This is a genomic window from Pseudomonas frigoris (assembly GCF_047758635.1).
In the GTDB taxonomy this organism is placed as follows: domain Bacteria; phylum Pseudomonadota; class Gammaproteobacteria; order Pseudomonadales; family Pseudomonadaceae; genus Aquipseudomonas; species Aquipseudomonas frigoris.
The window spans coordinates 4,423,933-4,440,916 of the sequence record NZ_CP180479.1; the positions used below are offsets into that span (position 1 = coordinate 4,423,933).

General features: G+C 61.5%; 8 protein-coding genes. 4 read left to right on the forward strand and 4 right to left on the reverse strand.

Going from position 1 to position 16,984, the window contains the following annotated elements; all coding sequences use genetic code 11:
* Positions 1–47 precede the first annotated feature (47 nt).
* The 4 genes from ACMXYH_RS20265 to ACMXYH_RS20280 form a co-directional block, all read right to left on the reverse strand.
* Complete coding sequence (locus ACMXYH_RS20265) at positions 48–3,191, reverse strand: multidrug efflux RND transporter permease subunit (protein WP_415764662.1); 3,144 nt, start codon at positions 3,189–3,191, stop codon at positions 48–50.
* A 44-nt stretch (positions 3,192–3,235) separates the two neighbouring features.
* Positions 3,236–4,390: an efflux RND transporter periplasmic adaptor subunit gene (locus ACMXYH_RS20270; protein WP_415764663.1), complete on the reverse strand. Its 1,155-nt coding sequence runs from the start codon at positions 4,388–4,390 to the stop codon at positions 3,236–3,238.
* Between the two features lie 68 nt (positions 4,391–4,458).
* Positions 4,459–5,880 carry a diaminobutyrate--2-oxoglutarate transaminase gene (locus ACMXYH_RS20275; RefSeq protein ID WP_415764664.1) on the reverse strand — a complete coding sequence of 474 codons (1,422 nt, stop codon included), beginning with the start codon at positions 5,878–5,880 and terminating at the stop codon, positions 4,459–4,461.
* A gap of 117 nt (positions 5,881–5,997) precedes the next feature.
* Positions 5,998–8,058 (reverse strand): TonB-dependent receptor, encoded by a 2,061-nt coding sequence (locus ACMXYH_RS20280; protein WP_415764665.1) that lies wholly within the window; start codon positions 8,056–8,058, stop codon positions 5,998–6,000.
* A gap of 248 nt (positions 8,059–8,306) precedes the next feature.
* Between ACMXYH_RS20280 and ACMXYH_RS20285 the strand changes: the two genes are divergently transcribed.
* The 4 genes from ACMXYH_RS20285 to ACMXYH_RS20300 all read left to right on the forward strand — a co-directional run bounded on the left by ACMXYH_RS20285 (position 8,307) and on the right by ACMXYH_RS20300 (position 16,959).
* The gene (locus ACMXYH_RS20285; protein ID WP_415764666.1) at positions 8,307–9,284 is read left to right on the forward strand and encodes a TauD/TfdA family dioxygenase; all 978 of its coding nucleotides are present in this window, start codon (positions 8,307–8,309) and stop codon (positions 9,282–9,284) included.
* A 7-nt stretch (positions 9,285–9,291) separates the two neighbouring features.
* Positions 9,292–12,720, forward strand: coding sequence for a condensation domain-containing protein (locus tag ACMXYH_RS20290; protein ID WP_415764667.1), 3,429 nt, complete (start codon positions 9,292–9,294; stop codon positions 12,718–12,720).
* A gap of 17 nt (positions 12,721–12,737) precedes the next feature.
* The gene (locus ACMXYH_RS20295) at positions 12,738–13,784 is read left to right on the forward strand and encodes a TauD/TfdA family dioxygenase (RefSeq protein WP_415764668.1); all 1,047 of its coding nucleotides are present in this window, start codon (positions 12,738–12,740) and stop codon (positions 13,782–13,784) included.
* Positions 13,785–13,896: 112 nt separating this feature from the next.
* Complete coding sequence (locus ACMXYH_RS20300; RefSeq protein WP_415764669.1) at positions 13,897–16,959, forward strand: non-ribosomal peptide synthetase; 3,063 nt, start codon at positions 13,897–13,899, stop codon at positions 16,957–16,959.
* The last annotated feature ends 25 nt before the right edge of the window (positions 16,960–16,984 follow it).

A 16,984-nucleotide genomic window follows, 5' to 3' on the forward strand; every position in this document is an offset into this window, starting at 1 on the left:
GTAAAATGTAACGTGTGGGCTGCAATGATTTCAGCATGCTTGCTCATTCATGTCACTTCACCATCTTCTGCAATTGACTCGGTGAAGGCGACCCGGCGATTACGCAACCGATGTGCCACGGACAGTACCCAGACAAAGAACACCGGCACCCACAAGACCCCGAGCACTGTCGCCGCCAGCATGCCGCCAATCACGCCTGTGCCGATCGCTCGCTGGCTGGCGGCACCCGCACCGGTGGCGATCGCCAGAGGCACCACGCCGAGGATGAAGGCCAGGGACGTCATGACGATCGGGCGAAAACGCAGACGCGCTGCCTGAGCCGCCGCTTGCGCAAGGCTGGCACCCTGAGCGTGAAGTGCCTTGGCAAACTCGACGATGAGGATTGCATTCTTCGCCGCCAGTCCAATGATCGTGATCAGCCCCACCTTGAAATAGACGTCATTGGGCAGGCCCATGACCGTCACCGCGGCCACCGAACCGAGCATGCCAACAGGTACGATCAACAGCACGGCAATGGGAATGGTCCAACTTTCATACAGCGCCACCAGTACCAGCAGCACCACAATCAACGACAACCCCACCAGCAGCGGCACCTGATCACTGGCCTGTTGTTCTTGAAGGGAAAGCCCGGCCCATTCGAGGCTGAAACCGGCCGGTAGCTGACGGGCGATTTTCTGCAGTTCTTCCATCGCTTGGCCCGTGCTGTAACCCGGTGCGGCATCACCGGAAAAACGTAGCGACGCCGAGCCGTTGTAGCGAGCGATCTGCAACGGCCCGACCTGCCACTCGAAACGACTGAAGGCTTCCAGTGGCACCAATCGGTTCTGCCGGTTGGGCACTTGCAGGCGTAACAGCGCTTCAGGCGTCTGGCGGCTGATGCCGTCCGCCTGAACAATCACCCGTTGCATCCGCCCCTGATTGGCAAATTCGTTGATTTGCTCCGAACCCAGCGCCGAGGACAACGCTGAACTGATCACATCAAAACTCACACCAAGGGCTTCGGCCTTTTCACGGTCGATGCTGACATTGATTTGCGGCGCATCCGCCAGACCGTCCTCCATCAGGTAGTCGATCACCGGCGACGCCTTGGCCGCCTCCAGCAATTGGGTTCGAGCCTTCAATAGCGCTTCGTGCCCCTGCCCCGCCAGATCCTGCAACCGTAATTCGAAACCGTTCGAGGTGCCGAGGCCATCCACCGGTGGCGGCACCACGCTGAACAACGTGCCATCGGCGGCATTTTCAAAGGCCTCATTCGCGCGCCGAGCCACCGCATCGCTGGCCTGCCCGTTTCCACGAACCGACCAGTCCTTGAGGCTGACAAACGACAACGCCGCGTTGGCCCCAACCCCGGAGAAACTGAACCCCATGATCGCCAGCACCTGGTCCGTGGCAGGTTGCGCCAAGGCATAGTGCTCCCACGCTTGCACCGTCACATCGGTGCGCGAGGCTGAAGCCGCGGGTGGCAGCTGGATATCCGTGATGATGTAGCCCTGATCCTCGGACGGCATGAATGAGGACGGCAATCGGTGATAGGCGAATGCGAGTACCAATAGCAACATCAGGTACAGGCACATGCTGCGGGTGCTGCGCCGGACCCAGCTCGAACTGAGCCGTTCGTAACGCTGGGCCAAGGCATCGAAGCGTCGATTGAAGGCATTCGCCCAGCGGTTGGGGCGGGCCTGATGCGTCGGGTCGAAGGGTTTGAGCAACGTTGCACACAGGGCCGGCGTCAGGGTCAGCGCCAGGAACCCGGAGAACAGAATCGACACCGACAGCGCCATGGAAAACTGCTTATAGATCACCCCCACCGAACCGCCCATGAACGCCAACGGCAGAAACACCGCCGCCAGCACCAGCGTGATGCCGACAATCGCCCCGCTGATCTGCTGCATCGCCTTGCGGGTCGCGTCTTTGGGCGACAGCCGCTCTTGAGTGATCAACCGCTCGACGTTTTCCACCACGACGATGGCGTCGTCCACCAGAATGCCGATGGCCAGTACCATGCCGAACAGAGTCATCATGTTGATCGAAAACCCCAGCGGGGCCATCACCGCGAGGGTACCCAGCAGGCAGACCGGCACCACGATCGCCGGGATCAACGTGTAACGCAGGTTCTGCAAAAACAGCAGCATCACCAGGAACACCAGCACCATGGCTTCGATCAACGTGTAGATGACTTGCTTGATCGCCACGTCGACAAAATACGAGGTGTCGTAGGGCACACTCAATGTCATGTTCGCCGGCAAGGTGCTCGACAGTTGGTCGAGCCGCGCCTTGATCGCGGCCGCTGTTTGCAGCGCGTTGGCGCCCGGTGCCAGCTGCACCGACATGGCCGCCGCGGGCTTACCGTTGAGGCGAGCGTCGAAGCGGTAGTCCTGACGCCCCAGTTCGACCCGCGCCACATCGTGGATCCTGACGCTGGAGCCGTCGTCATTGGCCCGCAGCACGATGTTGCCGAACGCCTCCACGGATTCGAGCTGCCCCTGCACCATCACGGTGGCGGTAATGTGCTGGTCGGCAGGCCCCGGACGTTCGCCCATGCTGCCGGCAGGCACTTGCACGTTCTGCGCGGCAATGGCTTTGCTCACATCAGCCATTGACAGGTTGTAACCGACCAGCCGGGTGGGATCGACCCAGATGCGCATGGCGCGCTCGGCGGTGTACATCTGCACCCGCCCCACCCCGGCCACGCGGCGAATCTCGTTGTTGATGCCCCGCGCGGCGTAATCCGCCAGCCCGATAGAATCCTGCTGCCCATCGGTGTAGGACAAGGCGTAGATCATCAGGAAGTTGGCGCGTACCTGTTCCACTTTCAGGCCTTGCTCGATCACGGCTTGAGGCAGCCGCCCAATCACCCGTTGCAAGCGGTTCTGGACATCGATCTGCGCCATGTCGGGATCGATTCCCGGCTTGAAGGTGATGGTGGTTTCGGCGCTGCCGTTGGCGCTATTGGACTCGTAGTACAGCAAGTCTTTCAGGCCGTTGAGTTCCTCCTCGATCAGACTGGTGATGTTCTGATTGATGATCTGCGCCGAGGCGCCGGGGTAGCTGGAGCTGACACTGATTTGCGGCGGCGCGACGTCCGGGTATTGGCTGACCGGCAAGGTGCCCAGTGTCAGCGCTCCCGCCAGCACGATGAACAACGCGATGACCCAGGCGAAATTCGGACGATCAATAAAAAAATCGGGCATCGGTAAGATCCTGGCTGACAACCGTGGGTAAAAGCGTCATGCCCTCAGTTACGGGCCTGCTGTTCGGCCAAGGTGATGATGTTGACCTGGGTGCCGGCACTGAGTTTGTCGGCCCGCTCGACCACCACTTGCTCGCCGGCCGCCAGCCCCTGGGTAATCTGCCAGTCGGAACCGAACATCGCGCCGGTGCTGACCACGCGTTCGCGCACCACACCCTCGATGTCCACCAGCATCAATCGGGCCTGGCCGTCGCTACCGCGCTGCACCGCTTGCTGTGGCACGAACAGCGCTTGCGGATCGACCCCCGCCGGCGCCACGACCCGCACATACATGCCCGGCAGCAGCACGTTATCCGGGTTAGGAAACTCGCCGCGCAAGGTCACCTGCCCGGTGCTTCGATCCACCGAGATATCGGAGAACTTCAATTTTCCTTGTCGGGTTTGAGCCGGACTGCCGAGCTGCACCGTCACCTCGGCTTCGCCCGCGCCGCCAAGGGTCAGGCGACCACTGGCCACGGCTTGCTGCAAGGCCACGACCTGATCAACGGACTGGGTAAAGTCGGCGTAAATCGGGTCCAGTTGCTGAATCCGCGCCATCTGCGTGGCTTCATCCTGCCCTACCAGTGCACCCTCGCTGACCAAGGCACGGCCGATACGGCCACTGATCGGTGCACGCACCTGACAGTAACCGAGGTTGAGTCGGGCAGTCGCCACATCGGCCTGGGCGGCCAGGCGGTTAGCCTTGGCACTCTTGAGATCAGAAACCGCGTCGTCGAATACCTGCGGGCTGACGGCGTTGATGTCCACCAGTTGTTTGTAGCGCTGCACATGAGCGTTGGCGCGATAGACATCCGCCTCGGCTTTGGCCAAGTCGCCTTCGACCCGCATTAAGGCGGCCTTGAGCGGCGCCGGGTCGATGCTGAAGAGCAGTTGACCCGCCTTGACGTCACTGCCCTCCTCAAAATGACGGGTCAACACAACACCGGCAATTCGCGCGCGCACCTCGGCGATGCGCACCGGTTCGATTCGGCCCGGCAGGTTGGAGGTCATGGCAAACAGTCGGGGCTGCACGGTGAGCGTCTTCACCTGCGGCGTCGACGCATTGCGTTCGGGGGGCTGTTCCTGCCCTCCACACCCGCTCAATCCCAATACCGCCATCAGCACCCACGCGGGTTTCATCGTCGCTAAAGCCTTGCGCATTATTAGTCCCTGTTCAAAAAAAACGGGCTTGCCGGTCCATCTGGCAAGCCCTGGGCATCGACGGATTATTAACGCGCGGGGCGCTCGTTGATCGTGCTCGCCGCCTGAAACAGGATTTGCGCGACGAAATCGATTTCCTGTTCGGTGATGATCAGCGGCGGCAAGAAGCGCACGGTCGCACCGTGGCGTCCGCCCAGTTCGACGATCAGGCCGTGCTTCAGGCAAGCCTGCTGGAAGGCCTTGGCCCGGACCGCGTCCACCGGCGGATGACCCTGTACGTCGAGGGCGCCTTGCGGGTCGACGATTTCCATGCCGAGCATCAGGCCGCGACCGCGCACATCGCCAATCCAGGCGAACTCGCTTTGCAGCATCTGCAACTGTTTGCGCAGGTGCGCGCCAGCGGTTTCGGCGTGGGCCACCAGGCCTTCATCGCGGATAAAACGCAAGGTCGCGGTGCCAGCCGCCATCGCCAGCTGATTGCCACGGAATGTGCCTGCGTGGGCACCTGGCTGCCAGACATCCAGCGAATCGTTGTAGACCATGACCGACAGCGGCAGACCGCCACCGATGGCTTTGGACAAGGTGATGACGTCCGGCGTGATACCCGACTGCTCGAAGCCGAACATCCGGCCGCTGCGGGCGATGCCGCACTGGATCTCGTCGACGATCAGGGGAATGCCGTGGGCTTTGGTCAAGCGCCGCAGTTCCTGCAACCAGCGATCTGGCGCAGCAATCACTCCACCTTCGCCCTGGATCGGTTCCAAAATCATTGCCGCCGGTGCGGTGACACCGCTTTCCGGGTCGTTGAGCAAATGCTCGAGGTAACGCACATTCAACGTGACGCCCTGATCGCCGGCCACACCGAACGGGCAACGGTAATCGTGGGGGAACGGCAGACGTTGTACGCCTGGCATCAGCGCGCCGAGGGCATTCTTCGGCGACAGGTTGCCGCTGATCGCCAGCGTCCCCAGCGTCATGCCATGGTAAGCCCCTTCAAACGCCAGCACCGAGTGCCGCCCCGTGGCGGTGCGGGTCAGTTTGAGCGCCGCTTCGACCGCATCGGCACCGCTTGGACCGCAAAACTGGATGCGCGCATTGCGAGCGAATTCGGTAGGCAGACAGCCAAAAATTTCTTGTACGAAGGCGTCCTTCACCGGGGTCATGAGGTCCAGGGTGTGCATGGGCACACCGGCCGCCATGACCTGGGTGATGGCTTCGATAATCACCGGATGGTTGTGACCCAACGCCAGTGTTCCGGCACCGGCCAGGCAATCGACGAACACCTGTCCCCGACTGTCCTGCACGTAGATGCCATGGGCTCGCTCAAGCACCAGTGGAATGCGCCGTGGGTAACTACGGGCATTGGATTCCTGCTGTTGCTGGCGTTCCAGCATTGGCGTCGGATCCAGGCAGTAAGGGCTCGACAGACCGGTATGCAACAGGCAAAGCTGTTGCGCGCCACCCGCCGTGACATTCGAAAAAGCGTTCATGATGTCCTCCATGGAGGCTGGGTTTGGAAGGGAACGGGACTGCCTGAAAACGAGCGTCTCAGACAGCAACAACCTTGAAACCGAACGCGGGGAGCCTGCCTCCCCGCGCCCATGGGTTTACATGTCGTAACGCAGAACCAGGCCCACCGTGCGCGGGGCGCCGGCATCGACGATGTCGCCGCTGCGGTTGTTGGTGACGAATTCCTTGTCAAAGGCATTTTTCACGAAGCCGGACACGGCGACGTTCTTGGTGACCTTGTACTCGGTGTTGAAGTTGACCAGCCAGTAGTTATCGCTCTTGCGCTTGCCGGTGACTTTACCAGCGTCGTCGAACTCGTATTCCGACGGGGCGGTGCTCTGGTAGGTGACGTCGGTGTTGAAGGTCAGACGGTCGTCCCAGCGATAGGTACCACCCACCGACATCTTGTACTTGGGCGAAAAGAGGAAGTCCTCACCGCTCATGTCCCGGCCATCACCCGTGACGAAGTCCTTGTACTTGCCATCGGTGACGGCTCCACCAGCGGTCAGGGTCAACTGTTCGGTGATGTCTTTTTCAACGAAGACTTCCAGGCCCTTGATGTCACTGCGACCGGCATTGAAGATGTGAGCGAACTCGGTGTTCGGGTCCAGCACACTAACCTGCTGATCTTTCCAGTCGGTGTAGTACAGGTTGGCGCGGGTACGCAGGGTCTTGTCGAAGAACGAACCGCGGTAGGACAGTTCGTAGTTGGTGGTGTATTCCGGATCATAAGCCTCGTGACCGCCACCGGCGCGTACGTTGACGCCACCGCCGCGATAGCCTTTCTGCACCATGAAGCCCAGGTACTGATCCGCCGCCAACTCATAGTTGATACCCAGTTTTGGCAACAGGGCGTTAAACGACTTGCTGACTTTCCCCGGGTTGGAGAAGTCATCCTGTTCAATGTCAGTGTCGTTCGTTTCGTGGTCGTAACGCAGGCCGGTGATCAATGTCCAACGAGGTACGAACGTCCAGTTGACTTCACCGAACACCGCCTTGTTTTCAATCGTTGTATTGCCCTTGGTGGTGCCGAACAGTTCGTCATCGAACAACAACTTGTCGTGGAAGTTGTTGGTGTTGTGGCCGTAGTAAGCACCGACGAAGCTTTTCACCGTGTCCGAGTTGTAGTTCAGACGCAGTTCCTGACTGAACAGGTCGCCGTCCTGCTTGCGCAGGATGACCTGATTGTCGATGGCAGTCTGGTCGAAGTCCAGACGAGCGCTGTAGTCCGAACTGGTGTTGGCCGTGAGGCTGGTCAGGGACCAGTCATCGTTCAGGCGGTAGTCGACCTTGGCGCTGACAGTGTCCTGCTTGAGGTTATCGAACGCCTCGGTGTTGGACGACACTTTGTAGTAACGGATTCTGTCGTTTTCACGCATGACCGAGTTGTCGCCCTGACGGTGTTCACTGTGGGCGTATGTCAACAGAACATCGAGATCGTCGTTGGGCAGGATCAGCAGTTTACCGCGAACATTGCTGGTGCGATTCGGATTGGCGTCTTTGTCGAGCGTGACGTTATCGATGTAACCATCGCCATCCTGATAATCCACGGCGATACGCCCGGCAATCTTGTCGTCAACGATGGAACCGCCACCGGCTACCGCCGCACCCTTCTCACCATAGTTCCCCACATTGGTCTGCGCCGAGAAGGTTGGCTGGAAAGTCGGGTTCTTGGTCTGAATGACCACCGCACCGGCCAGGGAGTTACGACCTTGAGTGGTGGATTGCGGGCCGAGGAACACTTCGACCTGCTCGGCATCCCAGAGCGGGATCGGGCTGAGGGTCAGTGCACGGTTCGGCTGCTGGGCGCCATCGATGAACACCGATACCGCGCCGTTGAGCGCGGCTGGGCCCTGGTCATCGAAACCGGACACAGGCACACCGCGAATCCCCCAGTTTTCGTTACCGGCCTGGTTGTACACACCCGGTGTGCGGGCGAACACATCGACCAGATTATTGTCGCCGTGTTCACGCAGTTGTTCACCGGTGACGACTACAACGCTGGACTGGGTTTGCTCAAGGGTGCGGTTGATTTTTTCACCCGTCACCGTGACCGGAGCGATCTCCAATGTGCTCGACTGTTCGGCCGCCCATGCGCTGTTGGCCAGGCACACCGCCGACCCCATAGCCAACGCAATTGTATTCTTTTTGAAATTCACGCCCCGCTCCCATGCGACAGATATTTGTTGTTTTTTCAGCTGGCGAAAGGCTGTTTCGAGCCAGCGGGGGCGGAGTCTAATCCAAAAAAAAATTTAAAGGAATAAGATTGATAATCCGTCTCATTTGTAACTAAGATGCCGCCGCGTATTAGAGCGAATACATTTCAGTCGTACTTTGCCCTGGCGACCTCTGCCCTGGTTTCAAGGCTTGCCAACGTCAAGAAAAGATAAAAAAGGATGCGCAACGGATGACCTCAATCAAACACCTGAGCAGGCGTTCCGAGCCTTTTTCCATTGCCCCAGCGGATGGCAGCGAGCTGTCGTTACCCGCGCTGGTGCAGGCGGCGCCGGGACAGTCGATTCATGATCTCGATGCGTCGATTCGCGACACACTGCCCCAGACGCTGAGCACCGTTGGCGGAGTGCTGTTTCGGGGTTTTAGCGTCGCCACGCCCATCGACTTCAAGCGCTTCGCCGCCAGTTTCGGCGCACCACTGGCCAGCTACGAATTCGGTTCCACTCCGCGCAGCAAAGTCTTCGCCGGGGTCTATAGCTCCACCGAATACCCGGCCCATCAATTCATCCCCTTGCACAACGAGCAGGCCTACACCCGGCCATGGCCTTCGCGCATCTGGTTCCACTGCATCAAGGCCAGTGAAACCGGTGGCGAAACGCCGATTGCCGACAGCCGCCTGATCTACCAGCGCATGCCCGCCGAGATCCGCGAGCTGTTCGCCAGTCGTGAGCTTCTATATGTGCGCAATTACAGCGGCGCGCTGGATCTGCCCTGGCAGAAAGTGTTCAACACCGAAGACCGCGCCCAGGTTGAACGTTATTGCAAGGACAACGACATCGAGTGGGAATGGAAAGCCGATGGCGACCTGCGCACCCGCCAGCGTTGTGCCGCCGTGCTGCAGCACCCGGATACCGGTGAATGGGTCTGGTTCAATCAGGCGCACCTGTTCCATGTGTCGGCGATCGAGCCGGGCGTACGCGCCAGCCTGCTGGCAGCGGTGGGTGAAGAGAACCTGCCACGTCACGTCTATTTCGGCGACGGCTCTGCCATTCCCGACGACGTGCTCGACACCGTGCGCGAGGTCTATCGCAAGACCGCCATTAGTTTCCCCTGGCAACCCGGCGACATCCTGATGCTCGACAATCGACTGGTCGCACACGGCCGCAATCCTTACACCGGTGACCGCAAAGTCATCGTTGCCATGGCGTGAATTGCACATGTTTTCATTCAATCATTGGATCGAAGTGCTGGAAGCCAACGCCCTGCAATTCCCGCAGCGTGCTGCCCTGCACTTCTTGCCGGACGGTGTAGAAATCGGCGAAACCCTGACCTTTGCCCAGTTGCACGAGCAGTCCCGCTCCCTGGCGGCCGCCCTGCAATCGCGCTACGTGCCGGGCGATCGCGTGTTGTTGATGCTGCCCAGCAGCCTCGACTACGCCCGTGCGTTTTGTGCCTGTTTATATGCCGGCCTGATCGCCGTGCCGCTGTTTCCACCTCCGTCACGCAAGCCGCGCCACCTCGACCGCGTGCGCAATGTGGTGGTGGATGCCGAACCGGCACTGATCCTCGCCCCGGCGGATCATTGCCAGGGATTGCTGGAACTGGTGGAAGGCCGGGTCGATGTGTTGACGGTCCAGGACCTCGGCACACCACCGACCAGTGAGTGGCGACGTCCGGATGTCGACGGTGCGACCGTGGCATTCCTGCAATACACCTCGGGCTCCACTGGCACGCCAAAAGGCGTTGAAGTGCGTCAGCGCAACCTGATCGCCAACGTCGAACTGATGCGTCAGGCCTACGGTTTCGATGAGCATGGCGGCATGGTCAACTGGCTGCCGCTGTACCACGACATGGGTCTGATCGGTGGCATGCTGGCCCCACTCTACAGCGGCATGCCGTGCTACCTGATGGCGTCGCAGACCTTCGTCAATGCGCCCTCGACCTGGCTCCAGGCGTTGAGCCGCTACCGCGCTACCGCGAGTTTCGCCCCCAATTTCGCCTATGCCCTGTGCAATCGGGTGGTCAGCGACAACCTGATCGCCCAGCTAGACTTGAGTGCCTGGCAACACGCAATCAACGGCGCCGAACCGATCCACCCCGGCACCCTCGAAGCCTTCGCCCAGCGCTTTGCCGCGTGCGGCCTCAACCCTTTGGCCATCAGCCCCGGTTATGGCCAGGCCGAAGCCACGCTATGCGTCAGCGCCACACCGGCCGACGCACTCCCGGTGGTGCTGCGCCTGGACAAAGCGGTGCTGGAAACCGGTCGTGTTGCCCTGGCGGCCGCCGATGCCGCCGCCGTGGAATTCGTCGCTTGCGGTTATCCGCAGGCCTTGCACAGCATCGCCATCGCCGATCCGCAGAGCCATGAGCGCTGCTCCGCCGATCGCATCGGTGAAGTCTGGCTCCAGGGTCCGAGCAACGCCGAAGCCTACTGGAAAAACCCTGAAGCCGGCCGCGAAGCCTTTGAGGCGCGCATTGTCGGCGAGCCCGGCAATTACCTGCGTTCCGGCGACCTGGGTTTCATGCACGAAGGCCAGGTTGTGATCTGCGGGCGGCTCAAGGATCTGCTGATTCTCAACGGGCGAAACCTGTACCCCCACGACATCGAATTTGCCATTACCGATTCCGAACCGGGCATTCGCACCGGGCGCATCGCCGCGTTCTCGGAGATGGACCCGGTGCTGGGCCGCGAGAAACTGGTGATCGTCGCCGAGCCACAACGCAAGTTCGTCGATCCGGCGCATCATCCGGCGCTGTTTGCGTCGATGCAAAACGCCGTGCGTGAAGCCGCCGACTGCGGCATCGATCAGATTGTGCTGGTGGAAGCCGGCACCATCCCGATGACCACCAGCGGCAAGATCGCCCGTCAAGGCGCGCGCAAACAACTGGCCGCTGGCACGTTAAGCATCATCGCCCAGAGCGGTGGGCAGATCGCCTCGAACAGCGAAACCATGGACGTTGCTCAATTGCGGGAACGCGTGGGCAATGACTTGCCGCTGGCCCTGCCCACGTGCCGTCAATGGCTTGAGCAAACCCTGCACGGGGTCAATCCGTACCTGACGGCAGACTTTGAACTCAGCCTGATCGGCTTGGGTCTTGACTCCATCAGTGTGGCCGACTTCGCCGCCCGCCTGCACAAGGATCTGGGTTGGAGCCTCGACATCCAAAGTCTGTTCGGCGAACAAACGCTGGCTGAATGGGCGCTGGCGTTGCAAGGTTTCCTGAGCGAGTCATCGCCGACGGCCAGCGCATCGACCACGCGTGCGAGCGTCAGCCAAAATCGCCAATCCTTCGCCCAAAGTCGCCTGTGGTTCTTGCGCCAACTGAATCCGGACGATACCCAGCACAATCTGGCATTGCACCTGAGCCTGCAAGGTCCGCTCAACATCGAAACCCTGGCGCTGCGCCTGAACACCCTCGTCATCCGACACAGCGTGCTGCGCACGGTGTATCGGGATGGCATCGATGGGCCGCAGCAACAAGTTTCGCCGGCCACGGCAGTACCGCTTACCTGGCACGATCTGCGTGATCAGAGCGAGCCGCAGCACCAGCAAGCACTCCGCGACTGCCTGGCCAACGAACACGTCATGCCGGTAGACCTCGAAACCGGGCCACTACTGCGCGCACAACTGCTCAGCCGTCACGATGAACAGCATGACCTGCTGTTGACCCTGCACCACATCGCCTTCGACGGGCGCTCGGCGCAATTATTGCTGGCGGAACTGGCCGGCTCGGCCGACGCTGAATTGCCGGTGCAGTACCTGGATTTCGCCCAATGGGAAGCCGGTCACTGGAGCGAACAGCGAATCGCCGCGGAACAAGACTTCTGGCGTAAGCACTTGGCCAACATGCCGCAAACCTTCGAACTGGGTGGCAGCGGCCAGACCCATGGCGAGCACAGCCAGAACTTCACTGTGCCCCAGGCAACCTGCGAACACCTTGCAGCGATGGCTCGCGAGCAAGGTATGACCCTGTTCATGCTGTTGCTGGCCAGCTATCAACTGGTGCTCAAGCAACTGGGTGGACAACAACAGTTTCTGCTGGGCACCGATGTCAGTGGCCGTCCGCTGGAGGAACACAATGACGTCATCGGCTTCTTCGTCAACCAGCTGACCCTGCGCTGTGACCTGCACGGCGAACCGACACTGGCCGGTTTCCTTGAACGGATTCGCGATGAAGCGCGACTGGCTTACGCGCATCAAGGTTTGCCTTTCGACCTGGTGGTTTCAGCGCTCGCGCCGGAGCGCCGGCCAGGTCACTCGCCGCTGTTCCAGGTCAAGCTCAACTATCAACCGTCCCGGGTAACGCCGACCGATATCGCCGGCGCGCACATGACCGCTCTGAAAGTGGAGCAGGCGCCGGGGGATTTCCACCTGGTGCTCGATCTGGTGCACGGCGCCGAAGGCATCGACGCGACCCTCAAGTACCGCGGCGAATACTTCGATCAGGATCGCGCCCTGCGCCTGCAACACCTGTGGACGCGCCTTCTGGACGAAGCCCAAAGCCTGTTGCACGAACCGCTGCCCGCGCTGGCCGAACGCCTCGACGCCTGGGATCAGACCTTCCAGCGTGAACGTCAACGGTCCCAGGCGCTGGCCGGTCGCAGTCAGTTGATGCAAACCAAACGTCGCTCATTGACCCTTTAACCGAGTCGGATGCCTTTATGTCTATCGTGCCCCCATTGTCTCGCGCCCTCGGCTCTGTGCGCCGCAAAGCCATGAACGTCTCGGAACAGCAACTGGTCAGCGAGCGCCTGCTCAGCCCGGACCACGCCTTGCCGCTGGTGATCGAACCGGCGGTCAGCGGCGTCGATCTGGTCGCCTGGGCGACTCGCGAACGCGGATCCCTGGAAAAGAAACTGCTGCAATACGGCGCCCTGCTGTTTCGCGGGTTCTCCGTGTTGTCCGTGGAGCAATTCGATCAGGTGATCGCCGCGCTCTCCCCAGGGGCGCTGGAATACATGTTCCGCGCCTCGCCGCGCACCCGGGTTGGCGGCAATATCTACACCTCGACCGACTACCCGGCCGACCAGATGATTTTCCCGCACAACGAGCACTCCTATTCACCACGCTTTCCGCTGCGCCTGTTCTTCTACTGCCACATTCCGTCCGAGACCGGCGGCGAAACACCGATCGGCTCGACCCGGGCCGTGAAGGCGAGCATCAGCCCTGAAATCGAAGCGCGGTTCCGTGAGAAAGGCGTGCTGTATGTACGCAACTACGGCGACGGTTTCGGCCTGCCGTGGCAGACCGTGTTCCAGTCCGAAGACCGCAGCGAAGTGGAAGCCTACTGCGCCAGCGTCGGCATCGACGTGGAATGGAAAGACAACAACCGCTTGCGCACCCGCCAACGCGGGCCCGCCGTGGTGCGTCACCCGCGTACCGGTGAAGAAATCTGGTTCAACCACGCGACCTTCTTCCACATCAGCACCCTGCCCCCGGCGATCCGCGATTCGCTGCAAAGCAACTTCAACGACCTCGACCTGCCCACCAATACCTTTTATGGCGACGGCGAGCCGATCGAACCGCAAGTACTGGAGTCGCTGCGAGCAGCCTACCTCGACTCGCTGGTGCGGTTCAGCTGGCAGCAGGGCGACGTGTTGTTCATAGACAACATGCTCGCGGTGCACGGTCGCGAACCCTTCACCGGCAAGCGCGCAATCATGACCGGCATGGCCGAAGCCCTGCTGTCGAGCGACGTCGCCGTCTGACTTTCAACGGGCGCACCAGCTGTTTGCAAGAGGCTTGCCTGATGTCCAGTCAGCAAACCTCGGCGCCGCTGCCGTGGCCCAGATTCAAGCCCCATTTCTAGTCGAGTTGAACATGAGCGGACTTCAAGGTTTTCGTATTTCGCCGCAACAGGCATCGGTGTACCCGCATATCAACGGAGCGGCCGAACACCCGTTCAGTTGCCATTTGCAGTGGTCGTTATCCCGACCGGTGGACGTCGACGCGCTGAACAGCCGTCTGCTGACACTGATGGCCGACAGTGAAATTCTGCGCACGCGGCTGGTGCCGGTGCCGGGCTTGCGCCACCCGGTGCAGGTGATTCACGAAACCTGCGCCCTGCCTGTGAGCATGCAGGACTTGCGTCAGCACAGCCCTGCGGATCAGGACGCCGCGCTGACCAGTCTCGCTGCGCAGCCCCGCGATTGGACGAACCCGCTGTCCGTGACCCTGGTGCACCTGTCGGACGAACAATCGGTGTTGGACCTGGCCGCTGCCAGCAGCCACTTCGACCTCGCCAGCCTGAAACTGCTGGCGGGCATCTTGCTGCAGGACGCTCAACCCGACCTGTCCGAAGCGCTGCAATATGCCGACTACGCCGAGTGGCGCTGGAGTCTGACGGAAGACGAGCCGGACCATCCGGGCGTGAGCTTCTGGAAACAATTGAGCGAAACCGAACAGCCCGCCTTGCAGCTGTCGCTTGAATCCGCCAGCGACAGCGGATTTGCGCCGGCACTTGTGAACGTAACATTACCCGCCGACCTCGCCCGTAATCCGTCCCTGACCTCCAACCTGATGCTGACAGCCTGGGCCGCCGTGCTCGGGCGTTTGGCCGGCCAGCAGCAAGTCCCGATCACACTGATCCACGAAAGCCGTGGCCCGGAACTGGAAAATGCTTTGGGTCTGTTCGAGCAGAGCCTGCCGGTGCGTATCGATCTGGAAGCCCAGGTGGCCCTGCTGGAACAAAGCCAACACGTCGGCGCCATGATCGAACGAACTGTTGGCTGGCAGGATTACTACACTCAGAACCTGGCTGACGGTTACGCCTTCGCCTGGCGTTCGGGCGATAGCCAAGAGCGTTTTGCCAGCGCGGTGATGAGCCCGGTGAAGGTTTGCCTGGATGTCCGTCAGTTGCCCGATAGCCTGCGCGCTCAGGTGGTTTACGACCGCCATACGTTAAGCAGCGAAGCGGCGACCTGCCTCGCCGAACAATGGCTGCAACTGCTGCTGGGCGCGCTGGCCGAACCGCAGCAAGCCTGGGCTCATCTGCCGCTGAGCGGGCCGCTTCAGGTACAGATTATCGGTGCCCAACCGAGCTTGCCGTCGATCGAACCGGTGACCCTGGTCGAGCTGATTGCCCGTCAGGTTCAGCAACAGCCGAACGCTATCGCCCTAATCGACAAGGACGGCGACCTGAGTTACGCCGGCCTCGATGCCTGCGCGACGCATCTGGCTCATCAACTGATAGCGGCCGGGATCGGTCCGGGCGTGCCCGTCGGCATCCTGTTCGCCCGCAGCAACGCCGCCATCGTCGCCATGCTCGCGGTGTTGAAGGCCGGTGGCGCTTACGTGCCGGTTGATCCGACCTACCCGGCAGATCGCCGCGCCTACATGCTCGCCGACAGCGCCATTGCGCACATCGTGGTCAGCGCCGAACTGGCCGAAAGCGTCCCCGCCAGCCTGCAACGCTTCGTGCTGGATGACCTGACGGTGTCCAACACCAGCGACCTGCCGCCACTGTCCCTGCCTGGCGCGGACGACCTGGCGTATCTGATCTACACCTCCGGTTCCACCGGCGCACCGAAAGCCGTGGAAATCAGCCACGGTGCACTGAGTTTCTCGACCCAAGTGCGCATGGCGGCTTATGAGACGCCGGTGCGCGCCTATCTGCTGCTGTCGTCGTTTGCCTTCGACAGCTCGGTCGCCGGGATTTTCTGGACCCTGGCCCAGGGCGGGCGTCTGGTGCTGCCGGCGACGGGCGAAGAACTGGAGATGGCCCGTCTGGCGCAGTTGATTGCCCAGCATCGGGTCAGCCACGGTCTGTCGCTGCCGTCGCTGTATCAGGCCTTGCTCGATCAGTTGCAGCGCGCCGGGGCTGCCGACAGCCTGGAGTGCTGGATTGTCGCCGGTGAAGCCTGCCCGCCTTCGTTGATCGCCCAGCACAGCAAGACCTTGCCGCAAGTGCGACTGGTGAATGAATACGGCCCCACCGAAGCCACGGTCTGGGCCACTTATGAAGTGCTGGACCCGAGCCGCGCCTTGACCATTGGCCGGCCGATTGCCGGGATGGATCTGCGCGTACTGAACGAACACGGCATCACCAGCGGCATCGGCGAACCGGGCGAAATCGTCCTCGCCGGCCCGACCCTGGCGCGAGGTTATCGTAACAAACCCGAAGAAACCGCCAAGGCTTTTGTCACCCTGGCCGATGGCACCCGCGCCTACCGCACGGGCGACCTGGCCTGCTGGATGGCGGATGGGCGCCTGGCGTTCCTCGGCCGCAAGGACCATCAGGTCAAGTTGCGCGGCTACCGCATCGAACTCGGGGAAATCGAGCGTCAACTGTGCAGCCATAGCGATGTGCGCGAAGCCGCGGTGATCGTGCAAGAGCACGCCGCCGGCAAGCGCCTGCTGGCCTACATTCTGGCGGCGCATGGCTACGCGCCGGACTCGGAAGCGATCAAGCGCTTTCTCGGTGAACGCCTGCCGTCGTACATGGTGCCGGCCCGGGTGCTGACCCTGGCGACCTTCCCGCGCACGCCCAACGGCAAGCTCGACACTCGCCAGTTGCCCGACCCGGACCAGTTCGACGAAGGCGCCCACGTGGAACCGCGCAATGCGATGGAAACCACCCTGCAAGCCATCGTCGCCAAGGTCTTGAAGCTGTCGACGGTGAGCGTCACCGAGAACTTCTTCGCCATCGGCGGCGACTCGATCCTGAGCCTGCAAGTGGTGGCCCAGGCCCACGAGCAAGGCATCGCGCTCTCCGCCAAGCATGTCTTCGAGCGCCAGACCATTGCCGCCATGGCCGAAGTCGCACAACCACTGGCCGCCGTTACCGTTGAGCCGCAAGCCGACAGCACCGAATTCAGCGCTTCGGGTATGTCCGATGACGAAATGCAAGCGCTGATGGCTGAACTGAACGAGGCCGACCTGTGACCGGTTTCCCTCGCCGCCGCGCCAT